Below are 19,816 nucleotides of genomic sequence, written 5' to 3'. Positions count from 1 at the left end.
TTGATGACTGAATCAAACGAAACGCCGAACACCCTGGAAGAGGGCGACGAGTCCAAGCACCGCCGCATCAAGAGTTTTGTGATGCGCGCCGGTCGCATGACCGAGGGCCAGCAAAAGGGCCTGGAGCAGGGCACGCCGCTGTTCGTCCTGCCGCTGGCAGACGCGCCGGTGGATTACGACCAGGTGTTTGGCCGCTCGGCACCACGCTCCCTGGAGATCGGCTTCGGCATGGGCCATTCCCTGCTGGAAATGGCCGCGGCTTCGCCGGAGCAGGATTTTATCGGGGTTGAAGTACACCGTCCGGGTGTTGGTGCGCTGCTGAACGGCGTGCTGACTCAGGGCCTGACCAACCTGCGGGTCTACGACTGCGACGCGATCGAAGTGCTCAACCGCTGCATCGCCGACAACAGCCTCGACCGCCTGATGCTGTTCTTCCCGGACCCCTGGCACAAGAGCCGCCACCACAAGCGCCGCATCGTCCAGGCTTCCTTCGCGGAACTGGTGCGCAGCAAGCTGAAAGTGGGCGGCATCCTGCACATGGCCACCGACTGGGAACCGTATGCCGAGTACATGCTGGAAGTGATGAACGTCGCCCCTGGCTACCGCAACCTGGCGGAAGACGGCAAATGCGTCCCGCGCCCGGCCGAGCGGCCGATCACCAAGTTCGAACGTCGTGGCGAGCGACTCGGGCATGGGGTTTGGGATTTGAAGTTCGAGAAGCAGGCGTAGTTAGCTCGAAAGCTGAAATGCAATCAACTGTGGGAGCTGGCTTGCCTGCGATCGCATCACCTCGGTATCACTGATACACCGAGGTGTCTGCATCGCAGGCAAGCCAGCTCCCACATTTTGTTTTGTGTGGGGCTTGAGTCAGCGGCGATCCGCCACCACCCCAATCAACACCAGCACCACCAACAACACCGGCGCCAGGCTGTAGTTGTTGAACTGGCTCAACCCGCGAACAATCCACGGTGTGGCATAAATCAGCGCAGCACCGCTGCCGATCATGCACACCAGCGCCATCAGCGGCACGCGCAGCGCTCCCGCGATGCTGCCCAGCCGTGCTTCGACCCAGCCCTTGATGTCGGCGCCAAACAGCACCAGCAGGCAACCTACCAACGCCAGGGAGATTTCCGACAGGTTGCTACGGCTCCAGCGGGATACGGTGGCGAGCAGGTCGAGTACCAGATCCATTTGATTTCCTTAAGAGCAATCAGCTCAAAAACTTCTGCAGCAGGTCATTGAGAAAGAGTTGCCCGCGGTCGGTGGCCGCCAGGCGTGACGGTTCGACCTGCATCAGGCCACTTTGTTCTGCCTCGCGGCGAGCTTCATCGAGGCTGGCCAGTTCGAGGCCGGTACGCTCGGCGTAAAGCCTGGCTTCGACGCCGTCAGTGAGGCGCAGGGCGTTCATCAGGAACTCGAACGGTAACTCTTCGTTGGTCAGTTCTTTCGCGCCGGCCTGGTAGTTTTTCGCCGGGTTGAGGTAGTCCTTCGGTGCCCGGGTTTTCCAGGTGCGCACGATGCGCCCATCCGGATGGCTGAGCTTGCCGTGGGCACCGGCGCCGATACCGATAAAATCGCCAAAGCTCCAGTAGTTCAGGTTATGCCGCGCCGGCCGGCCCGGTTGGGCGTAGGCCGAGACTTCGTACTGGGCGTAACCGTGTTCGGCGAGCAACGCCTGGCCGGCTTCCTGGATGTCCCACAGGGTGTCGTCTTCCGGCAGCACGGGCGGCTGGTTCCAGAACACGGTGTTGGGTTCCAGGGTCAGTTGATACCAGGACAGATGCGTGGGCTTTAGGGCAATGGCCTGGCGCAGGTCGCCCAGGGCGTCCTCCAGGGACTGATCGGGCAAACCGTGCATCAAGTCCAGGTTGAAGTTGTCGAACCCGGCCTGGCGCGCCATGCCGGCGGCACGCACGGCTTCGTCACCGTTGTGGATGCGGCCCAGGGCTTCGAGTTTTTCCTGCTGGAAACTCTGGATGCCAATCGACAGCCGATTGATCCCCAGCTTGCGGTACGCCACGAACTTCTCTTGCTCGAAGGTACCGGGGTTGGCTTCCAGGGTGATCTCGATATCGCCGGCAAACGGGATGCGCGCTTCCACGCCCTTGAGCAACCGGCCCAGGGCAACGGCGCTGAACAGGCTTGGGGTGCCGCCGCCGAAAAAGATCGAACTCAGCTCACGGCCGTACACCGCGTGCAGGTCCTGATCGAGGTCGGCCAGCAACGCGTCGACGTACTCTTCCTCCGGCAGCACCTTGCTGGCGGTGTGGGAGTTGAAGTCGCAATAGGGGCATTTGCGCACGCACCACGGGATGTGGATATACAGCGCCAGGGGCGGCAGGTGAGGCAGGGCCGCCCGAGGTGTTTGCGCGCCACCGAGAATCAGTGGCTGCGCGGAGGTGTTCTGAGTCATTTCAGGCCCAGACGCTGGCGCAGCAAATCCATTGCGCGGGCGCGGTGGCTGATCTGGTTCTTGTCGGCCGGGCTCAGTTCGGCACTGGAGACATTGCGCTCCGGCACCCAGAACAACGGGTCATAACCGAAACCGTGCTCGCCGCTGGCCGCATGCAGGATGCGACCGTGCCACAAGCCTTCGCAGAGGATCGGCAATGGATCATCGGCGTGACGCACCAGGGCCAGCACGCAGACGAACTGCGCGCCGCGCATCGCGTCGGGCACGTCCTTGAGGGCGTCCAGCAGCTTGGCGTTGTTGGCCGCGTCGCCTTTACCGTCGGCGTAACGTGCCGAGTAGATGCCAGGCGCGCCGCCCAGGAAGTCCACGGCCAGGCCCGAATCGTCAGCCAGTGCCGGCAGGCCGGAAATACGCGCGGCGTTGCGGGCTTTGAGGATGGCGTTCTCGACAAACGACAGGCCGGTCTCTTCCGGCTCTACCTGGCTGAACTCGCCAATCGAGCGCAATTGCACCGAGTCGCCGAGCATGGCCTGGAGTTCTTTGAGCTTGCCGGCGTTATGGCTGGCCAGTACGAGTTGAGTAAGGTTCATCATTGCGCCGGAAACAGTTCCTGGTTGAATTGGAAGCTATGGGCTTTGCCGCCGGTTTCAACATTGATGGTAAACGTCTTGTATTCCCGCTGTGTCACAGAGTATGGCGCGAGGTAATTAATCCCGCCTTTCTCGTCGATTTGCTTGAACGTCAGGATCTCGCTCTTGCCGCCCAGGTCCTTGATAGTGCCTGTCACTTGCGCGGCCACCGGGGTTACGCCCTTGATCACGGTCACGTTGATCAAGCCCTTCTCCTTGCTGCGCACCACGCCAACTTTCTGGGCGGTTTCCGGCTGCAGGAAGCTGGAGGTGAAGGTGTTGTAATGAACGGTGATATCGCCGAATTCTTTCTGGCGATTACCGTCGATAACATCCGCCGCCATAGCGCTGACGCTCAGGCACGCGGTGAGTAGAAAAACAGCCAGGCGACTCATGATCGTCCTCCTTGAAAATGGTTAGACGGCAATCTGGTGGTCCGTCAGGCCCGGGCTGCTGACCCGGTAGATCCCGATCTCACCCAGCAGGTTGGGCCATAGCTTACTCGCCCAGCCGTGACGATGCTGTTGATCGACGGCAAGGCGGTTGATGACTTTGGCTTCGCGCTCGCCGCACAGCGCTTCGAAGTCTTCAAAGGTGCAGAAGTGGATGTTGGGCGTGTTGTACCAGGTGTACGGCAGGAAGTCCGACACCGGCATGCGGCCCTTGGTGGCCAGGTACCAGCGGCAGCGCCAGTGGCCGAAGTTGGGGAACGTGATGATGCACTGGCGGCCGACGCGCAACATTTCGTCGAGGATCCGGTCCGGGTAGTGCACAGCTTGCAGCGCCTGGGTCATGACCACGATGTCGAAGCTGTTGCTGGCAAAGTTGCCGAGGCCCTTGTCCAGGTCCTGCTCGATCACGTTGATGCCCTTGGCCACGCACTGGGCGATGTTGTCCGGGTCGTTTTCCAGGCCATAGCCGGTGACTTGCTTGTTGTCGCGCAGCCAGCTCAGCAGTTCGCCATCGCCGCAACCGAGGTCGAGCACGCGGCTGCCGGCGGGGATCCAGTCTTGGATGATTTCCAGGTCGGCTCTCATGGCGTTCTCACAGTGCTATTCGGTTCATGTAGTTGCCAAAGGCCTGCAGGTAGCGCGGGATCGGGATCAGGAAGGCGTCGTGGCCTTGCGGTGCGTCGATCTCCAGGTAGCAGACGTCTTTCTTGGCGGCCATCAGCGCATCCACCAATTCCCGCGAGCGGGCCGGGGAGAAGCGCCAGTCGGTGGTGAACGACATCACGCAGAACTTGGCGGTGGCCGCCTCGAAGGTGCGCGCCAGGTCATCGTCGAAATTCGCCGCCGGGTCGAAGTAGTCCAGGGCCTTGGTCATCAGCAGGTAGGTGTTGGCGTCGAAACGCCCGGAAAACTCCTCGCCCTGATAACGCAGGTAGCTCTCGACCTGGAATTCGACGCTGTGGAAGTCGTAGTTGAGCTTCTCGCTCTTGAGGCCACGGCCGAATTTCTCGCCCATGGAGTCATCCGACAGGTAGGTGATGTGCCCGACCATGCGCGCGAGCATCAGCCCGCGCTTGGGGATCACGCCCGCTTCCTGGAACGAACCGCCGTGGAACTCGGGGTCGGTCAGGATCGCCTGGCGCGCCACTTCGTTGAAGGCGATGTTCTGCGCCGACAGCTTGGGGGCCGAGGCGATGGCCAGGCAATGGCGCACGCGGTCCGGGTAGGTGATGGTCCATTGCAGGGCCTGCATGCCGCCCAGGCTGCCGCCGATCACGGCAGCCCATTGGGCGATGCCCAGTACGTCGGCCAGGCGCGCCTGGCTGTGCACCCAGTCTTCCACGGTCAGCACCGGGAAATCGGCGCCAAACGGCTTGCCGGTTTCCGGGTTGAGGCTGCTGGGGCCGGTGGAGCCGTTGCAGCCGCCGAGGTTGTTCAGGCTGACCACGAAGAACTTGTTGGTGTCGATGGGCTTGCCGGGGCCGATGCAGCTGTCCCACCAGCCGGGCTTGCGCTCGTCCATGCTGTGGAAACCCGCAGCGTGGTGGTGGCCGGACAGGGCGTGGCAGATCAGCACGGCATTGCTGGCCTTGGCGTTCAGTTGGCCGTAGGTTTCATAGATCAGGTCGTAGGCGGGCAGCGAACGGCCGCAGGCCAGGGCCAGCGGTTCGCTGAAGTGCGCCACTTGGGGCACGACCAGTCCAACAGAATCGGGGGGGAAGGCAGTTGGCATCGACCCTGCTCTCGTTTAAATGAGGCGTAAGTCTAAAGACCGCTGCACCCAGCGGCAAGCAAAGGCCTGCGGCTGGTGTTTTTAAGGCTTTTTGTGGCGAGGAAGCTTGCTCCCGCTGGAGCGCGAAGCGGTCCCGGTCCGGTTGCCGCGATTTTGCATATGCAACGCGGTCGGCCGTTTTGGGGCTGCTGCGCAGCCCAGCGGGAGCAAGCTCCCTCGCCACATTGTCGTCAGATCAGACCGAACAGTTCTTTGGGCATGAATGCATAGAACGCCAAACGTGGAATCACCCAGCTTTGCAGCAACTGGATCGCGATAAACGCGAAGATCGGCGAGATGTCCAGGCCACCCAGGTTAGGTACCAGGCGACGGAACGGTGCCAGCACCGGCTCAGTGATCTGTGCCACCAGTTCGGCACCCGGGCTGCGGCTGCCCGGAGCGACCCAGGACAGGATCACGCTGATGATCATCGACCAGAAAATGATCTTCAGGAACAGCGAGAAGATCCCGATCAAGGCCCACGGCAGCAACAGCAGCGTGGTGGCCTGATAGCCATTGAGCAGCAGGATGACCGCGAACAGCAGGATCTGCAGCAGCAGCGCCAATACCAGCGACGACATGTCCAGGCCGAACAGGCTCGGGATCACCCGGCGCAGAGGCTTGAGCAGCGGCTGCGTGGCCTTTACCACGAACTGGCACAGCGGGTTGTAGAAGTTCGCCCGCACCAGTTGCAGGATAAAACGCATCAGCACGATCAGCAGGTACAGGCTGCCCAGGGTCTGGATGATGAAAATGGCAGCGTCATTGATTCCGAGCATGTTTGATTCCTATGTGGGGGACGACTATTTGCCCAGCTGCTCGGCCATTTCGGCCGAACGATGTGCTGCGGCACCCAGTGCTTTTTCCACCAGGGCTTCAAAGCCCCCGGCCTGGAACGATTCGATTGCCGCCTGGGTCGTGCCGCCGGGCGAGGTCACGCGACGGCGCAACTCGGCCGCGTCGACATCGCTGGTCACGGCCATCTGCGCGGCGCCCAGTGCGGTCTGCTCGGCCAGTTGCTCGGCGACTTCCTGCGGCAGGCCGAGTTTCACGCCAGCGGCGGTCATGGCCTCGATCAGCAGGAAGAAATACGCCGGGCCACTGCCGGAGACGGCGGTGACGGCGTCCAGTTGCTGCTCTTGTTCCAGCCACACGGCGAGACCTACGGCGGACAACAGCTCTTGTGCCTGGTCGCGCTGTTGGGCAGTGACTTCGGATGTGGCGTACAAGCCGCTCACGCCCTTGCGCAGCAGCGCCGGGGTGTTGGGCATGCAACGCACAATCGGCTGGGCGCCGAGCCAGTGGTTCATGCTGGCGCAAGTGATGCCGGCGGCGATGGACACCACCAGTTGATGGGGCTTGAGGCTAGGCCGCAGGCTTTCGCACACGGCTTTCATGGCCTGCGGCTTGACCGCCAGCACTACCACGTCCACGCCTTCGATCGCTTGTGCGTTGTCGGCGAAGGTGTCGATGCCGTGCTCGGCGCTGACGCGGGAGCGGGTGTCGGCGCCCGGGTCGCTGGCGCGAATCTGTTGTGCTTCCAGGCCCTTGGCCCGCAGGCCGCCGATCAGGCTGGCCGCCATGTTGCCGGCGCCGATAAAGGCAATACGCGTGTTGCTCATGACAGGTCCTTACTCAGATGGAAGTCAGCCATTTCAAGGCTGGCCATAGTCGCGGGCACCAAACAGGGCGGTACCGATCCGCACCCAGGTGGCCCCTTGGGCGATGGCCGACTCAAGGTCATGGCTCATGCCCATGGAAAGTGTGTCGAGCCCCAGGTCGAGGCTCGCTTGCAGGTCGCGCACGGTGGCGAAGGCTGCGTCTTGCTCTGCACGGTCGTCGGTCGGCTCGGGAATCGCCATCAGGCCGCGCAGCTTCAGGCGCGGCAGGGCGCTGATGGCTTCGGCCAGGGCGGGCAGGTCGGCGGGTGTACAGCCGGACTTGCTGGCTTCGCCACTGACGTTGACCTGGATGCAGATATTCAGCGGCGGCAGGTCAGCCGGGCGTTGTTCGGACAGGCGTTGTGCGATTTTCAGGCGGTCCACGGAATGCACCCAGGCGAAGTTCTCGGCGATCGCACGAGTCTTGTTCGATTGAATGGGGCCGATGAAGTGCCAACTCAAGGGCAGGTCGGTTAATTCGGCCTGTTTGCCCAGGGCTTCCTGCAGATAGTTCTCGCCAAAGTCACGCATCCCGGCGGCATAGGCTTCGCGCACGGCCTGTGCGGGTTTGGTCTTGCTCACGGCCAGCAGGTGCACGCTGCCTGCGTCGCGCTGCGCGGCCTCGGCGGCTGCCCGGATCCGCTCGGAAACCAGGCCGATGTTGTCTGCTATGGTCGACATTCAAGTTGCGCCCGTGGATATGGAGTCCGCGGCATTCTACTGGAAATGGAAAGCCCTATGGATATCACTGAACTGCTGGCCGCCGGCGTACGCCTGCGGGCCTCGGACCTGCATCTGTCGGCCGGGTTGGCGCCGATGCTGCGAGTGGATGGCGAGGTCTGGCCACTCGATTGGCCTGTACTTGCGCCGGTGCAAGTGGCGTCGTTACTCAGCCCTTTGCTGAACAATCACCAGCAAAAGGATTTCGAAACATCTCTTGAAACGGATTTTGCCTTCGAGTTGCCCGAGGTGGCGCGGTTTCGGGTGAATGTGTTCCAGCAGCACCGGGGCATGGGCGCGGTGTTTCGTACCATCCCCTCAACGGTGCAGAGCCTGGAACACCTGGGGTTGGGCGAGGTGTTCCGGCGCATCGCAGACTTGCCCCGGGGGCTGGTGCTGGTCACCGGGCCGACCGGTTCCGGCAAGTCCACGACCCTGGCGGCGATGATTGATTACCTCAACACCCATCGCCGTCAGCACATCCTCACCCTTGAAGACCCGATCGAGTTTATCCACCACCCGAAAAATGCCCTGATCAACCAGCGACAGGTGCATCGCGATACCCACAGCTTCTCGGCTGCCCTGCGTTCGGCATTGCGGGAGGACCCGGATGTGATCCTGGTGGGCGAATTGCGGGACCTGGAAACCATTCGGCTCGCACTGACGGCGGCGGAAACCGGGCACCTGGTGTTTGGCACGTTGCACACCACGTCGGCGGCTAAAACCGTGGACCGGGTGGTGGATGTGTTTCCGGCGGGGGAAAAGACCATGGTCCGCTCGATGCTCTCGGAGTCATTGCAGGCGGTGGTGTCCCAGGTGCTGGTGAAGAAGGTCGGCGGCGGGCGGGTGGCGGCTCACGAAATCATGCTCGGCACACCGGCGATTCGTAATTTGATCCGCGAGGACAAGGTGGCGCAGATGTATTCGGCGATTCAGACCGGCGGGGCGTTGGGGATGACGACGCTGGACATGAGTTTGAAGGCGTTGGTCAGCCAGGGGCTGATCAGCCGGGAGCATGCCCGGGAGAAGGCGAGGGCGCCTGGGGATATTTAAGATCATGATCGTTCCCACGCTCCGCGTGGGAACGCAGCCCGTGACGCTCTGCGTCACAAGAGCGGACGCGGAGCGTCCAGTGAGGCATTCCCACGCAGAGCGTGGGAACGATCAAGCGTGGGAACGATCAATCAGCGCTGCACAATCCGCAGGTTGTTCTGCTCTTTAGGCAGAACACGCTTGGCAATCACGTAGTTCTTGTCCCAGAACGGCTTCTTCAGCGTATCGATGCTCACGGACTTGCCACGACGCGGTGCGTGGATGAAACGGTCGTTGCCCAGGTAGATGGCAACGTGGTTCACCTGGCGGCTCTTCAGTTTGAAGAACAGCAGGTCACCCGGTTTCAAATCCTTGCGCTCAACCTTCAGCCCGTGGCCGGCGGCCATGGCGTTGGAAGTGCGCGGCAAATCCACGGCTTTTACGTCGTTAAACGCATATTTCACCAAGCCGCTGCAGTCGAACCCTTTACTTGGGCTGCTGCCGCCCCAACGATAAGGAGTACCGAGCACGTTGACGGCACGGCTGAGGACGTTGCTGCTTTGCTTGGTGTTGACGGCCATCAGCCCTGGCGCTGCATTACCGTGGGCCTTGCTCAGTTGAGTCGGGCGCTTCACGGTCAGCTTTACCGATTTGGCGGAGCTGGTGGTGGCGTGAACTTTAGGGGTGAAACCGTTAACGTTGGGAAGTCGTTGCTCACGATTGGTGGCGTGGGCGGCCAGTGGCATTAATAGGCAAATGGTTAGCCATGTCTTGAAAAATGGTCGCATTAGGCGTGGCTCTTTTTGGTTTGCGCGCAACTTTATAACAGCTTTTTGTGTCGTGCTAAGGCCGTTTGTCGACTGAACCCTGGGGTCAAATTCAGGAAAACCGTGACGAATTGCCGCGATTGTCCTACACAAGTCAGGCGGTATAAGGCTTTGAGGGAAGCGAAGATACCATTTGCCGCATGTCGGGCGCCCGTAAAAAAGTCACAAAGAAACCAGAAATATTTATCTATCGAGGCTAAAGAGGTACTCCATGAACACCTATCGACAGGATGTTTCGCAACAAGACACCCACAGCAAGGTGATCGGCTACCTGCTTTGGATTTTCGGTTTTACCGGTGCTCACCGCTTTTATTACGGCAAGCCGGTGACCGGGACGATCTGGTTTTTCACCTTCGGTTTGTTCGGGATTGGCTGGTTGATCGACTTGTTCCTGATTCCGGCAATGGACCGCGAAGCGGACCTGCGATTTACCGCCGGGCCGATCGAGTACAACGTGGCCTGGATTCTGTTGGCGTTCCTGGGTGTGTTCGGTTTGCACCGCATGTATCAGGGCAAATGGATCAGCGGGATCATTTACCTGCTGACCGGGGGCTTGTTCCTGATCGGGGTGCTGTATGACTTCTGGACGCTGAATACGCAGATTTCGATCCGCAATGCCGAGCGCAACGGCGGCCGTTAAGCACTCGAACCCAATGCGGGCACGGTCAAATGTGGGAGCCGGGCTTGCCCGCGATAGCATCGCCTCGGTGCATCAGATACACCGAGGTGCCCGCATCGCAGGCAAGCCAGCTCCCACACTGACTGTGCCCACTCCGGATTGGATTCAAGCCTGGTAGCTGATCCGCCCATCCACCAGCGTGTACCGCACAGTCGCCGGCAGGCTATGGCCGATGAATGGGCAGTTTTCACCCTTGGACAGCCAGTGTTCCCCGGCAATCGTGGAGCTGGCCGGATCAAACAGCACCAGGTCCGCCGCCGAGCCCACCGCCAGCTTGCCCGCCGGCAGGCGAAGCGCCTCGGCAGGGCCCGCACTGAGACGCGCCAGCAGGGTCGGCAGGTCCAGCAAACCATCTTCCACCAACGTCATTGCCAGCGGCAGCAACAGCTCGACGCTGCTGATGCCTGGCTCCGTCGCGCCGAACGGCGCCAGCTTGGCATCCCGCTCGTGGGGCTGGTGATGGCTGGAGATCGCCGAAACCACCCCGGACTTCACTGCCGCCCGCAAACCGTCACGGTCAGCGCGGGTACGCAGTGGCGGCTGCACGTGATACAGGCTGGAGAAGTCGATCAGCGCCTCATCCGTCAGAATCAGCTGATACAGCGCCACATCCGCCGTCACCGGCAATCCGCGGGCCTGGGCCTGAGCGATCAGGGCCACGCCGCGAGCGCTGGTCAGCTGGCTGAAGTGCGCGCGTACGCCGCTTTGTTCCACCAGCAGCAGGTCGCGGGCCAGGGCCACGGTCTCGGCGGTTTCCGGGATGCCCGGCAGGCCGAGGAAGCTCGCGGTGGCGCCTTCGTGGGCCAGGCCGCCTTCGGCCAGGTCACGGTCCTGGGAGTGGAAAATCACGGTCAGGTCGAAAGTCGCCGCATATTCCAGCGCACGGCACAGGGTGCGGGTGCTGCGAAAGCTCTCCAGGCCGTTGCCGAAGGCCACGCAGCCTGCGTCGCGCAGGGCGATCAGTTCGGCCAGTTGTTCGCCGTCCAGGCCTTTGCTCAGGGCGCCGATGGGGAACACTTTGCAGTTGCCGGCTTCGCGGGCGCGGTCGAGGATCAGTTCGGTCACCGCCGAGGTGTCCAGCACCGGTTTGGTGTGGGGCGGGCAGCACAGGCTGGTCACGCCACCGGCAGCGGCGGCGCGGGTTTCGCTGGTGATGTTGCCCTTGCGGCTGTAGCCCGGCTCACGCAGGGCGACGTTCAGGTCAACCAGGCCAGGCGCGGCGATCAGGCCTTTGGCGTCGATAGTTTCGCTGGCGCTGAAGCCTGCGGGTGCGGCGCCGATGGCAATGATCTTGCCGGCTTCCAGGTGTAGATCGGTGACTTGATCCAGGCCGCTGGCCGGATCGATGACTCGGGCGCCGAGAATGCTGAGCTTCACTGGGCGTTCTCCTGCTCGAATTGACGTTGCGCGGTTTGCCCGCTCATGGCCATGGATAACACCGCCATGCGGATGGCGATGCCGTACGTGACCTGGTTGAGAATCACCGACTGCGCGCCATCGGCCACCGCCGACTCAATCTCCACGCCACGGTTGATTGGCCCCGGGTGCATCACGATGGCGTCCGGCTTGGCGCCGGCCAGGCGTGCGGTGGTCAGGCCGAACAGGCGATAGAACTCGCCTTCGCTCGGCAGCAGGCCGCCCGCCATACGCTCGCGCTGCAGGCGCAGCATGATCACCACGTCCACATCCTTGAGGCCCTCGGCCATGTCGGTGTAGACCTTCACGCCGTACTGCTCGATGCCGATCGGCAGCAGGGTCTTGGGGGCGATCACGCGGATGTCCGGGCAACCCAGGGTTTTCAGGGCCAGCATGTTCGAGCGTGCAACCCGCGAGTGCAGGATGTCGCCGACGATGGCCACCGAGAGGTTTTCAAAGCTGCCCTTGTGCCGCCGGATGGTCAGCATGTCGAGCATGCCCTGGGTCGGGTGGGCGTGACGGCCGTCGCCGCCGTTGATGATCGCCACATTCGGGCACACGTGCTCGGCGATGAAGTGCGCAGCACCGGAATCGCCGTGGCGCACCACGAACATGTCGGCCGCCATGGCTTCCAGGTTGCGCAGGGTGTCGAGCAGGGTTTCGCCCTTGCTCGCCGACGAGGTGGACACGTTCAGCGTGATCACGTCAGCCGACAGGCGTTGGGCCGCCAGTTCAAAGGTGGTGCGGGTGCGGGTCGAGTTCTCGAAGAACACGTTGCAGATGGTCTTGCCGCGCAGCAACGGGACTTTCTTCACCGCCCGGCCGCCGACTTCGAGAAACGAGTCGGCCGTGTCGAGGATTTCGGTGAGCAGTTCGCGGGGCAAGCCGTCGAGGGACAGGAAGTGTTGCAGCTGGCCCTGAGCATTGAGCTGCAGCGGGCGCTTGGCATCTAGAGGCGTCATCGCGGGGACTCTTTACAAGGCGGTTTAAAGGGCAAGGTCTTGCAGTTCGAGTTCGAGCGGCGTGGGACCGGACAATTTTACCCGCTGGTGGGCTTCCAGGGACAGGGTGGCGCCGACCACGTCCGGGCTGATCGGCAATTCGCCGGCGTCCAGGTCCAGCAGGCAGACCAGGGTCACGCTGGCCGGGCGGCCGTAGTCGAACAGTTCGTTCATCGCGGCACGTATGGTGCGACCGCTCATCAGCACGTCATCGATCAGCACCAGGTGCTGGCCTTCGATCTCGAAGGGCAGGGCCGAGGGGCGCACTTGCGGGTGCAGGCCGTTCTGGCTGAAGTCGTCACGGTAGAAAGACACGTCCAGGGTGCCCAGGGGCGAGTCGCTGCCCAGTTCTTCCAGCAGCGCCTGGGCCACCCACACGCCACCGGTGCGGATGCCGATAAAGCGCGGCTCGCTGATGGCACGGTGTTCCAGGTGCGCCTTGAGGCGGATCGCCATCTGGCTGATCAGGTCGGCGGGATTGGGCAGGCTCATGGGTGCTCCTTCTAGGCCTCGCGCAGGCAAGGTCCGGGCTCAAACGTAAGAAGACGCGGCAAGCCGCGTCAGTCAGGATTCAAATAAAGCGGTGTTTTCATCCAGCCAGCCCTGCAACAGCAGGGCCGCGGCGATGGCATCCACCGGGTTGTCGCGGTAACTGCCTTTTTGCCCGCCACGGTCGCGACGCTCGCCCTTGGCTTCGAACGTGGTCAGGCGTTCGTCGTGGGTATAGAAGGGCAGGTTGTAGCGGCCGTTCAGGCGGCGGGCGAACTTTTCGGCCCGCAGGCACATCTCGCTCGGGGTGCCGTCCATGTTCAGCGGCAGGCCGACCACCACGGCGTCGGGCTTCCACTCCTTGATCAGGGCTTCGACCTGGTTCCAGTCCGGCACGCCGTTCTGGGCCTTCAGGGTGCACAGCTCGCGGGCCTGGCCGGTAATCACCTGGCCGACGGCGACGCCGATCTGTTTGGTGCCGTAGTCGAAACCGAGGATCAGACGCAAGGCCATCAGGCGTGCCCCGCCTGGCTGGTCAGCAGGCTGAGGTTGATCCGCAGCTTGGCGGCGGCCGCTTCCAGGCGCAGTTCGCTGGGGGTGTTGAACAGGATGTCGGCGTCGAACGGGCAGGTCAGCCAGGCATTGCTCGCCAGCTCCGCCTCCAGTTGCCCGGCTTCCCAGCCGGCGTAGCCGAGGGTGATCACACTTTGATCAGGCCCTACGCCGTCGGCAATCGCGAACAGGACGTCCTGGGACGTGGACAGGGACAACCCTTCAAGGTCCACGGTCGCCTGGAATTTCGGCCCGGTGGGGTGCAGCACAAAACCCCGGTCCGTCTGCACCGGCCCGCCGATGTAGATCGGTACGTGCTGGCAGCTGGCGGGTGGGTCGATGTCCGGGCGCAGTTGCTCGAGGATATCGGCCAGGTTCAGGTCTTGCGGGCGGTTGACCACCAACCCCATCGCACCATTGGCGGTGTGCTCGACGATGTAGGTCAAGGTCTGCGCAAAGTTCGGGTCGGCCATATGGGGCATGGCGATCAGGAATTGGTGCTTGAGGTAGGTCGGGCTGACATTTTTCATGTCCGCTAGTGTGGCGTTGGAGGGGCGAACTGACAAGCTGAGGATGCGCAGGAAATCACCGCCAGCATCAATTGCTCGACAGCCGATCACCCTTGGCAAAGCGCCAGGTGCGAATGATTTCCAGGCGATCGATGTCGTTCAGGTCTCCGGTAAACGGCGCAAAAGGCGCCGCCAGGCGCACGATGCGTTGCGCCGCCTGGTCCAGCAGCGGTTGGCCGGAGGACTCCAGCACCTGCACCTCGTACAAGGTGCCGTCGCGGTTGATCGACACCAGCAGTCGCAAATTGCCGTAGATCTGCTGGCGACGGGCTTCGTCCGGGTAGTTCAGGTTGCCGATGCGCTCGACCTTCTTGCGCCACTCATCCTTATACCAGGCGCCTTTGTCGCGCATGGTGGAGGCGGCGTTGAGGCGGTAGATCCGCGGGCGCTTGGCGTACAGCTGTTGTTCGTGGGCCAGTTCGGCTTCCAGGCTGGAGATCTCACTGGAGAGTTGCGAGCTGTCAAAAGTAGGGGCCGGCGGGGCAGGCGTGGGTTCGGTCTTGGCCTTTTCGCGCTGGGTCGGGGCTTTTTGCGGCTTGGGCGCCACGGTGGTGACCGCCGCCTTGGGTGCGGCCTGTTTCACCTCCGGCTTGGGCGCCGGCGGTGGCGTGACCTTATTGACCTTGTTGTCCTGGAATGGCGCGACTTCAGTGGTCTTGGGCACGGCCTTCTTGTCGAGGGTGCCGCTGCCTTGCTGATTGTCCTGGGCGAGAAAGTCGGCCTTTTCGGGCTTCTTTTCGCTTTTGAACGTGGCGAGGGTGATTTCCAGGGTCTTGGTGATCTGCTTGGGTTCGGCAAAGGTGAAGCCCAGGCCGAGGATCAGCGCCAGGTGAATCAACGCCGCCAGAAACAGGGTAAATCCGAGCCGATCAGCCGGGCGCACGCCGCTGTGGGAGAGTTCGGGGGGCAGATCGGACGGGAGCGTCATGACAAGAAAACCAACATCGCGCGTTTCACAGGTGGCGCATGATAACGCAATGTTGGTTTGTGTCCGGCTGTTCTATGTCACTTGGCTTGTAGCTTGGCGGCAATCGCAGCCATCAGCATTTCGCCGATGTTCGTGCCAAATGCGTTGTCGATCTCGCGAATACAGGTCGGGCTGGTGACGTTGATTTCGGTGAGGTTCTCGCCGATTACGTCCAGTCCTACGAACAGCAGGCCTTTTTCGCGCAGGGTCGGGCCGACTTGGGCTGCAATCCAGCGATCCTTGTCCGTCAGCGGGCGGGCTTCACCCCGGCCACCGGCGGCCAGGTTGCCGCGGGTCTCGCCGGCGGCCGGAATGCGCGCCAGGCAGTAAGGCACCGGCTCGCCGTCGATCATCAGGATGCGCTTGTCGCCGTCCTTGATCGCCGGAATGTAGGCCTGGCCCATGATCTGCTGGGTGCCCAGCGCAGTCAGGGTCTCCAGGATCACCGACAGGTTCGGGTCGCCGGCACGGTGGCGGAAGATCGAGGTACCGCCCATGCCGTCCAGCGGCTTGAGGATCACATCGCCGTGCTTGGCGGCGAATTCACGCAGCACATCGGCGCGGCGGCTGACCACGGTCGGCGGCGTGCACTGCGGGAACAGCGTGGCGAACAGCTTTTCATTGCAGTCGCGCAGGCTCTGGGGCTTGTTGACGATCAGCACGCCCGCGCGCTCGGCCTGCTCCAGCAGGTAGGTGGAGTAGACGAACTCCATGTCGAACGGCGGATCCTTGCGCATCAGGATCACGTCGAGGTCGCTCAGGGGGCTGTCGATTTCGTCTTGCAGCTCGAACCACTTCTCGGGGTTGGCAAACACCTGCAGGGGACGCATCCGCGCCCGCGCTTCACCGTCGCCCTGGTAAAGGTCCGGCTGCTCCATATAGAACAGGCTCCAGCCGCGGGCCTGGGCGGCCAGCAGCATGGCCAGCGAGCTGTCCTTTTTATAGGAAATGCTGGCGATAGGGTCCATGACAATGCCGACGCGAACGCTCATGGGGGATTTCCTCTAGCAAATAAGGGCGCATAAAAGTGGCGTCAGAGTGGCGCTGCGGCTGTTGTGGGTCAAGGAAAAACCACCACGCGGGTCGGCCGATAGATTGCGTTCTGAGACTGTGCTAAAAAGGCTGCCATGGCACATCAGCCCTTGAATTCCGAGGCTTTTGGCGCTCGTCCTGTGCAACATCAGGCAGTACACACCGAAAACCTATTCGCTGTGGCGATGGTAGAGCAGATATGGAACAGCATTCCAACGCCTTGAAAGTGATGGTGATCGACGATTCGAAAACGATTCGCCGCACGGCCGAAACACTGTTGAAGAACGTAGGGTGCGACGTCATCACGGCCATCGACGGTTTCGATGCCCTGGCCAAGATTGTTGACCATCACCCGCACATTATCTTTGTCGACATCATGATGCCGCGCCTGGATGGCTATCAGACCTGCGCGCTGGTGAAGAACAACCCGGCGTTCAAGTCGATCCCGGTAATCATGCTGTCCTCCAAGGATGGTCTGTTCGACAAGGCCAAGGGGCGCATCGTCGGCTCTGATCAGTTTTTGACCAAGCCTTTCAGCAAGGAAGAACTGCTGAGCGCGATCAAGGCCTATGTACCGGGCTTCGCCGCAGTAGAACAAGCACACTGACGGGGGCCCCACGAGGGCTTGCGTCTACTAGATAAGTGGGGAAAACCATGGCACGTGTTCTGATCGTCGACGATTCGCCGACTGAAATGTACAAACTGACCGAAATGCTCGAAAAGCACGGTCACACCGTCCTCAAGGCCCAGAACGGCGGCGATGGCGTTGCGCTGGCCCGTCAGGAAAAGCCGGATGCGGTGCTGATGGATATCGTGATGCCGGGCCTCAATGGCTTCCAGGCCACCCGTCAGTTGACCAAAGATGCCGAGACCAGCCACATCCCGGTGATCATCATCACCACCAAGGATCAGGAAACCGACAAGATCTGGGGCGAGCGCCAGGGCGCCAAGGATTACCTGACCAAGCCGGTGGACGAAGAAACCCTGATCGCCACCCTGAACAAGGTGCTGGCCGGCTGACGGCACGTTCCCATGACCGAGTCGCAAACCGCCTTCGAGCTGCTGCTGGACATCGACCGCCGCTGCCGCTTGCTGGCTGCCGACCTGCCGTCCCAGGAAACCCGGTTGCTCAGCTGGAGCGGGATCGGGTTTCGCCTGGGCGAACGCTGGTACGTGGCGCCCATGGGTGAGGTGGCGGAAGTGCTGCACGAACCGCGCTGTACCTTGATGCCCGGGGTCAAGCCGTGGATCAAGGGCGTGGCCAACCTGCGGGGGCGCTTGCTGCCGGTGATGGACCTGGGCGGTTTCCTTGGCCTTGAGCTGTCGGTGGCGCGCAAACAACGGCGGGTGCTGGTGGTGGAGTATCAGGACGTGTTTGTCGGCCTGTTGGTGGACGAGGTGGTGGGCATGCAGCATTTCGCACAAGACGCGTTGTCGACGAGCACCGCAGGCGGCGCGCCGTTTATCCAGGGCCAGTTCGACGGCGACCAGCTGTGGCAGGTCTTCAGCCCCTTCGCCCTGGCCCAGGCTCCAGGTTTCATGGATGTCGCCGCATGAGTACCGTCACCCCGGTCAAACCCCAGGAAGCCTCCCGCAGCCGCTCGCAGATCATCGTGCTGTTTATCGCGCTGATCGTGTTCATCATGCTGCTGTTCGCCAACTTCGCGTACCTCAACACCCAGTCTACCTACGACAAACAGTACATCGGCCACGCCGGTGAGCTGCGGGTGCTGTCCCAGCGCATCGCCAAGAACGCCACCGAGGCTGCCGCCGGCAAGGCGGCGGCGTTCAAGCTGCTGGGGGATGCACGCAACGATTTTGCCCAGCGCTGGGGTTACCTGAAAAAAGGCGACCCGGCCACCGGCCTGCCCGCTGCACCCACCGCCGTGCGTGCAGAAATGCGCGCCGTGCAGACCGACTGGGAAGCGCTGCTGAAAAACGCCGATGCGATTCTGGCCAGCGAGCAAACGGTGCTGTCGCTGCATCAAGTGGCCGCGACCCTGGCGGAAACCGTTCCGCAGTTGCAGATGGAGTCGGAAAAGGTTGTCGATATTCTGCTGCAACGCGGCGCACCGGCCAGCCAGGTAGCGTTGGCCCAGCGCCAGTCATTGCTGGCCGAACGCATCCTGGGGGCGGTAAACACCGTGCTGGCGGGGGACGAGACTGCCGTGCAGGCCGCCGATGCCTTTGGCCGCGATGCCAGCCGTTTCGGCGTGGTGCTCAGTGGCATGCTCAACGGCAATCCCGGGCTGCGCATCACCCAGGTTGAAGACCACGACGCCCGCGCCCGGTTGGCGGAGATTTCCGAGCTGTTCGAATTCGTCTCCGGTTCCGTGGACGAAATCCTCGAGACCTCGCCGCAGCTGTTCCAGGTGCGCGCCTCGGCGAGCAATATCTTCAACCTGTCGCAAACCCTGCTGGACGAAGCCTCGCACCTGGCCACCGGCTTTGAAAACCTGGCGGACGGGCGCACTTTCGACACCATCGGCGGCTACGTGCTGGGCTTGCTGGCGCTGGCCTCGATCATCCTGATCGGCCTGGTGATGGTCCGCGAGACCAACCGCCAGTTGCGGGAAACCGCCGAGAAGAACGAGCGCAACCAGAACGCGATCATGCGCCTGCTGGATGAGATTGAAGACCTGGCCGACGGCGACCTGACCGTCACCGCCTCGGTCACCGAAGACTTCACCGGCACCATTGCCGACTCCATCAACTATTCCGTGGACCAACTGCGCGACCTGGTGGCCACCATCAACCTCACTGCCGGCCAGGTGGCTGGTGCGGTGCAGGACACCCAGGCCACCGCCATGCACCTGGCCCAAGCGTCGGAGCATCAGGCACAGCAGATTGCCGAAGCGTCCACGGCGATCAACCAGATGGCCCAGTCCATCGACCAGGTGTCGGCCAACGCCGCCGAATCTTCGGCAGTGGCCGAGCGTTCGGTAGAGATTGCCAACAAGGGCAACGAGGTGGTGCACAACACCATCCACGGCATGGACAACATCCGCGAACAGATCCAGGACACCGCCAAGCGCATCAAGCGCCTGGGGGAATCGTCCCAGGAAATTGGCGACATCGTCAGCCTGATTGATGACATCGCCGAGCAGACCAACATCCTCGCGCTCAACGCCGCGATCCAGGCGAGCATGGCCGGTGATGCCGGGCGTGGTTTTGCGGTGGTGGCCGATGAGGTACAGCGCCTGGCTGAGCGCTCTTCGGCGGCGACCCGACAGATCGAAACCCTGGTGCGGGCGATCCAGACGGACACCAACGAAGCCGTGATTTCCATGGAGCAGACCACCACCGAAGTGGTGCGCGGTGCGCGGCTGGCCCAGGACGCCGGGGTGGCGCTGGAAGAGATCGAAGGCGTGTCGAAAACCCTGGCGGCGCTGATCCAGAGTATCTCCAACGCGGCGCAGCAGCAGACGTCGTCGGCGGGGCAGATTTCCCTGACGATGAACGTGATCCAGCAGATCACCACTCAGACTTCGTCAGGCTCTACGGCCACTGCCGAGAGCATCGGCAACCTGGCAAAAATGGCCAGTCAGTTGCGGCGGTCGGTGTCGGGGTTCACCTTGCCGGCGGCGAAGCGGGTGGATGAGTGAA

Annotated in this window: 24 protein-coding genes; 7 read left to right on the top strand and 17 right to left on the bottom strand. The window is 62.4% G+C overall.

The annotated features are described in order from the left end of the window. The first annotated feature begins 3 nt into the window (after window positions 1–3). On the top strand, window positions 4–729 hold the full coding sequence (gene trmB, locus HX811_RS29770) for a tRNA (guanosine(46)-N7)-methyltransferase TrmB (protein WP_177048550.1): 726 nt from the start codon (window positions 4–6) through the stop codon (window positions 727–729). Window positions 730–867: 138 nt separating this feature from the next. Here the strand turns inward: trmB and HX811_RS29765 are convergent, their stop codons facing one another. The 9 genes from HX811_RS29765 to HX811_RS29725 form a co-directional block, all read right to left on the bottom strand. Further along, window positions 868–1,191 (bottom strand): DUF3392 domain-containing protein, encoded by a 324-nt coding sequence (locus tag HX811_RS29765; protein WP_003213776.1) that lies wholly within the window; start codon window positions 1,189–1,191, stop codon window positions 868–870. A gap of 19 nt (window positions 1,192–1,210) precedes the next feature. Next, window positions 1,211–2,413 carry a radical SAM family heme chaperone HemW gene (gene hemW, locus HX811_RS29760; protein ID WP_256343980.1) on the bottom strand — a complete coding sequence of 401 codons (1,203 nt, stop codon included), beginning with the start codon at window positions 2,411–2,413 and terminating at the stop codon, window positions 1,211–1,213. Next, a complete protein-coding gene (rdgB, locus tag HX811_RS29755) occupies window positions 2,410–3,006 on the bottom strand; it encodes an RdgB/HAM1 family non-canonical purine NTP pyrophosphatase (protein ID WP_008434161.1) in 597 nt (198 codons plus the stop codon). The genes hemW and rdgB overlap by 4 nt, the downstream gene beginning before the upstream one ends. Further along, on the bottom strand, window positions 3,003–3,437 hold the full coding sequence (locus HX811_RS29750; protein ID WP_177020246.1) for a DUF4426 domain-containing protein: 435 nt from the start codon (window positions 3,435–3,437) through the stop codon (window positions 3,003–3,005). The genes rdgB and HX811_RS29750 overlap by 4 nt, the downstream gene beginning before the upstream one ends. Before the next feature lie 21 nt (window positions 3,438–3,458). Further along, window positions 3,459–4,079: a methionine biosynthesis protein MetW gene (gene metW / locus HX811_RS29745; protein WP_003213768.1), complete on the bottom strand. Its 621-nt coding sequence runs from the start codon at window positions 4,077–4,079 to the stop codon at window positions 3,459–3,461. A 7-nt stretch (window positions 4,080–4,086) separates the two neighbouring features. Next, on the bottom strand, window positions 4,087–5,226 hold the full coding sequence (locus tag HX811_RS29740) for a homoserine O-acetyltransferase (protein ID WP_177048548.1): 1,140 nt from the start codon (window positions 5,224–5,226) through the stop codon (window positions 4,087–4,089). A 230-nt stretch (window positions 5,227–5,456) separates the two neighbouring features. After that, a complete protein-coding gene (locus HX811_RS29735; protein WP_003213764.1) occupies window positions 5,457–6,044 on the bottom strand; it encodes a YggT family protein in 588 nt (195 codons plus the stop codon). 24 nt (window positions 6,045–6,068) lie between these two features. Beyond that, entirely contained in the window at window positions 6,069–6,887 is an 819-nt protein-coding gene (gene proC, locus HX811_RS29730; RefSeq protein ID WP_177048547.1) for a pyrroline-5-carboxylate reductase, read from the bottom strand. Window positions 6,888–6,920: 33 nt separating this feature from the next. Beyond that, window positions 6,921–7,607 carry a YggS family pyridoxal phosphate-dependent enzyme gene (locus HX811_RS29725; RefSeq protein ID WP_008434154.1) on the bottom strand — a complete coding sequence of 229 codons (687 nt, stop codon included), beginning with the start codon at window positions 7,605–7,607 and terminating at the stop codon, window positions 6,921–6,923. Window positions 7,608–7,664: 57 nt separating this feature from the next. On the opposite strand from HX811_RS29725, the gene HX811_RS29720 reads away from it, so the two are divergent. Continuing rightward, a complete protein-coding gene (locus HX811_RS29720) occupies window positions 7,665–8,699 on the top strand; it encodes a type IV pilus twitching motility protein PilT (RefSeq protein ID WP_177048545.1) in 1,035 nt (344 codons plus the stop codon). Window positions 8,700–8,830: 131 nt separating this feature from the next. Here HX811_RS29720 and HX811_RS29715 read toward each other — a convergent pair whose 3' ends face one another. Further along, window positions 8,831–9,466 carry a C40 family peptidase gene (locus HX811_RS29715; RefSeq protein WP_023659314.1) on the bottom strand — a complete coding sequence of 212 codons (636 nt, stop codon included), beginning with the start codon at window positions 9,464–9,466 and terminating at the stop codon, window positions 8,831–8,833. A 250-nt stretch (window positions 9,467–9,716) separates the two neighbouring features. On the opposite strand from HX811_RS29715, the gene HX811_RS29710 reads away from it, so the two are divergent. Beyond that, a complete protein-coding gene (locus HX811_RS29710; RefSeq protein WP_003213752.1) occupies window positions 9,717–10,145 on the top strand; it encodes a TM2 domain-containing protein in 429 nt (142 codons plus the stop codon). Between the two features lie 144 nt (window positions 10,146–10,289). Here HX811_RS29710 and HX811_RS29705 read toward each other — a convergent pair whose 3' ends face one another. From HX811_RS29705 to gshB, 7 genes are all read right to left on the bottom strand, one after another. Then, on the bottom strand, window positions 10,290–11,561 hold the full coding sequence (locus tag HX811_RS29705; protein WP_003213750.1) for a dihydroorotase: 1,272 nt from the start codon (window positions 11,559–11,561) through the stop codon (window positions 10,290–10,292). Next, complete coding sequence (locus HX811_RS29700; RefSeq protein ID WP_003213748.1) at window positions 11,558–12,562, bottom strand: aspartate carbamoyltransferase catalytic subunit; 1,005 nt, start codon at window positions 12,560–12,562, stop codon at window positions 11,558–11,560. Before HX811_RS29700 ends, HX811_RS29705 begins: the two co-directional genes overlap by 4 nt. A gap of 24 nt (window positions 12,563–12,586) precedes the next feature. After that, window positions 12,587–13,093, bottom strand: a complete 507-nt coding sequence (pyrR, locus tag HX811_RS29695) for a bifunctional pyr operon transcriptional regulator/uracil phosphoribosyltransferase PyrR (RefSeq protein ID WP_003213746.1) — start codon at window positions 13,091–13,093, stop codon at window positions 12,587–12,589. Between the two features lie 72 nt (window positions 13,094–13,165). Next, window positions 13,166–13,603 carry a Holliday junction resolvase RuvX gene (gene ruvX, locus HX811_RS29690; RefSeq protein ID WP_003213744.1) on the bottom strand — a complete coding sequence of 146 codons (438 nt, stop codon included), beginning with the start codon at window positions 13,601–13,603 and terminating at the stop codon, window positions 13,166–13,168. Beyond that, window positions 13,603–14,172: a YqgE/AlgH family protein gene (locus HX811_RS29685; protein ID WP_003213742.1), complete on the bottom strand. Its 570-nt coding sequence runs from the start codon at window positions 14,170–14,172 to the stop codon at window positions 13,603–13,605. Before HX811_RS29685 ends, ruvX begins: the two co-directional genes overlap by 1 nt. Window positions 14,173–14,239: 67 nt before the next feature. Then, window positions 14,240–15,139, bottom strand: coding sequence for an energy transducer TonB (locus HX811_RS29680; protein ID WP_003213740.1), 900 nt, complete (start codon window positions 15,137–15,139; stop codon window positions 14,240–14,242). 77 nt (window positions 15,140–15,216) lie between these two features. Continuing rightward, window positions 15,217–16,170: a glutathione synthase gene (gene gshB, locus HX811_RS29675; RefSeq protein ID WP_003213738.1), complete on the bottom strand. Its 954-nt coding sequence runs from the start codon at window positions 16,168–16,170 to the stop codon at window positions 15,217–15,219. 239 nt (window positions 16,171–16,409) lie between these two features. Between gshB and pilG the strand changes: the two genes are divergently transcribed. The 4 genes from pilG to HX811_RS29655 are packed head-to-tail and all read left to right on the top strand — an operon-like array spanning window position 16,410 to window position 19,815. Further along, window positions 16,410–16,817, top strand: a complete 408-nt coding sequence (pilG, locus tag HX811_RS29670; RefSeq protein ID WP_003213736.1) for a twitching motility response regulator PilG — start codon at window positions 16,410–16,412, stop codon at window positions 16,815–16,817. 47 nt (window positions 16,818–16,864) lie between these two features. After that, window positions 16,865–17,230 carry a twitching motility response regulator PilH gene (gene pilH / locus HX811_RS29665; RefSeq protein ID WP_003213734.1) on the top strand — a complete coding sequence of 122 codons (366 nt, stop codon included), beginning with the start codon at window positions 16,865–16,867 and terminating at the stop codon, window positions 17,228–17,230. 12 nt (window positions 17,231–17,242) lie between these two features. Further along, window positions 17,243–17,767, top strand: coding sequence for a chemotaxis protein CheW (locus HX811_RS29660; protein ID WP_177048542.1), 525 nt, complete (start codon window positions 17,243–17,245; stop codon window positions 17,765–17,767). Beyond that, complete coding sequence (locus HX811_RS29655) at window positions 17,764–19,815, top strand: methyl-accepting chemotaxis protein (RefSeq protein WP_003213729.1); 2,052 nt, start codon at window positions 17,764–17,766, stop codon at window positions 19,813–19,815. The genes HX811_RS29660 and HX811_RS29655 overlap by 4 nt, the downstream gene beginning before the upstream one ends. Window position 19,816: the final 1 nt, after the last annotated feature.

The sequence above is a fragment of the Pseudomonas sp. F8002 genome, assembly GCF_013385495.1.
GTDB lineage: Bacteria > Pseudomonadota > Gammaproteobacteria > Pseudomonadales > Pseudomonadaceae > Aquipseudomonas.
This window is presented reverse-complemented; position numbering and strand designations above follow the sequence as displayed.

Bases quoted from the DNA above. Each gene is read 5' to 3' on its own strand.
- trmB (WP_177048550.1), top strand. From the start codon at position 4: ATGACTGAATCAAACGAAACGCCGAACACCCTGGAAGAGGGCGACGAG.
- HX811_RS29765 (WP_003213776.1), bottom strand. From the start codon at position 1,191: ATGGATCTGGTACTCGACCTGCTCGCCACCGTATCCCGCTGGAGCCGT.
- hemW (WP_256343980.1), bottom strand. From the start codon at position 2,413: ATGACTCAGAACACCTCCGCGCAGCCACTGATTCTCGGTGGCGCGCAA.
- rdgB (WP_008434161.1), bottom strand. From the start codon at position 3,006: ATGATGAACCTTACTCAACTCGTACTGGCCAGCCATAACGCCGGCAAG.
- HX811_RS29750 (WP_177020246.1), bottom strand. From the start codon at position 3,437: ATGAGTCGCCTGGCTGTTTTTCTACTCACCGCGTGCCTGAGCGTCAGC.
- metW (WP_003213768.1), bottom strand. From the start codon at position 4,079: ATGAGAGCCGACCTGGAAATCATCCAAGACTGGATCCCCGCCGGCAGC.
- HX811_RS29740 (WP_177048548.1), bottom strand. From the start codon at position 5,226: ATGCCAACTGCCTTCCCCCCCGATTCTGTTGGACTGGTCGTGCCCCAA.
- HX811_RS29735 (WP_003213764.1), bottom strand. From the start codon at position 6,044: ATGCTCGGAATCAATGACGCTGCCATTTTCATCATCCAGACCCTGGGC.
- proC (WP_177048547.1), bottom strand. From the start codon at position 6,887: ATGAGCAACACGCGTATTGCCTTTATCGGCGCCGGCAACATGGCGGCC.
- HX811_RS29725 (WP_008434154.1), bottom strand. From the start codon at position 7,607: ATGTCGACCATAGCAGACAACATCGGCCTGGTTTCCGAGCGGATCCGG.
- HX811_RS29720 (WP_177048545.1), top strand. From the start codon at position 7,665: ATGGATATCACTGAACTGCTGGCCGCCGGCGTACGCCTGCGGGCCTCG.
- HX811_RS29715 (WP_023659314.1), bottom strand. From the start codon at position 9,466: ATGCGACCATTTTTCAAGACATGGCTAACCATTTGCCTATTAATGCCA.
- HX811_RS29710 (WP_003213752.1), top strand. From the start codon at position 9,717: ATGAACACCTATCGACAGGATGTTTCGCAACAAGACACCCACAGCAAG.
- HX811_RS29700 (WP_003213748.1), bottom strand. From the start codon at position 12,562: ATGACGCCTCTAGATGCCAAGCGCCCGCTGCAGCTCAATGCTCAGGGC.
- pyrR (WP_003213746.1), bottom strand. From the start codon at position 13,093: ATGAGCCTGCCCAATCCCGCCGACCTGATCAGCCAGATGGCGATCCGC.
- ruvX (WP_003213744.1), bottom strand. From the start codon at position 13,603: ATGGCCTTGCGTCTGATCCTCGGTTTCGACTACGGCACCAAACAGATC.
- HX811_RS29685 (WP_003213742.1), bottom strand. From the start codon at position 14,172: ATGAAAAATGTCAGCCCGACCTACCTCAAGCACCAATTCCTGATCGCC.
- HX811_RS29680 (WP_003213740.1), bottom strand. From the start codon at position 15,139: ATGACGCTCCCGTCCGATCTGCCCCCCGAACTCTCCCACAGCGGCGTG.
- gshB (WP_003213738.1), bottom strand. From the start codon at position 16,170: ATGAGCGTTCGCGTCGGCATTGTCATGGACCCTATCGCCAGCATTTCC.
- pilG (WP_003213736.1), top strand. From the start codon at position 16,410: ATGGAACAGCATTCCAACGCCTTGAAAGTGATGGTGATCGACGATTCG.
- pilH (WP_003213734.1), top strand. From the start codon at position 16,865: ATGGCACGTGTTCTGATCGTCGACGATTCGCCGACTGAAATGTACAAA.
- HX811_RS29660 (WP_177048542.1), top strand. From the start codon at position 17,243: ATGACCGAGTCGCAAACCGCCTTCGAGCTGCTGCTGGACATCGACCGC.
- HX811_RS29655 (WP_003213729.1), top strand. From the start codon at position 17,764: ATGAGTACCGTCACCCCGGTCAAACCCCAGGAAGCCTCCCGCAGCCGC.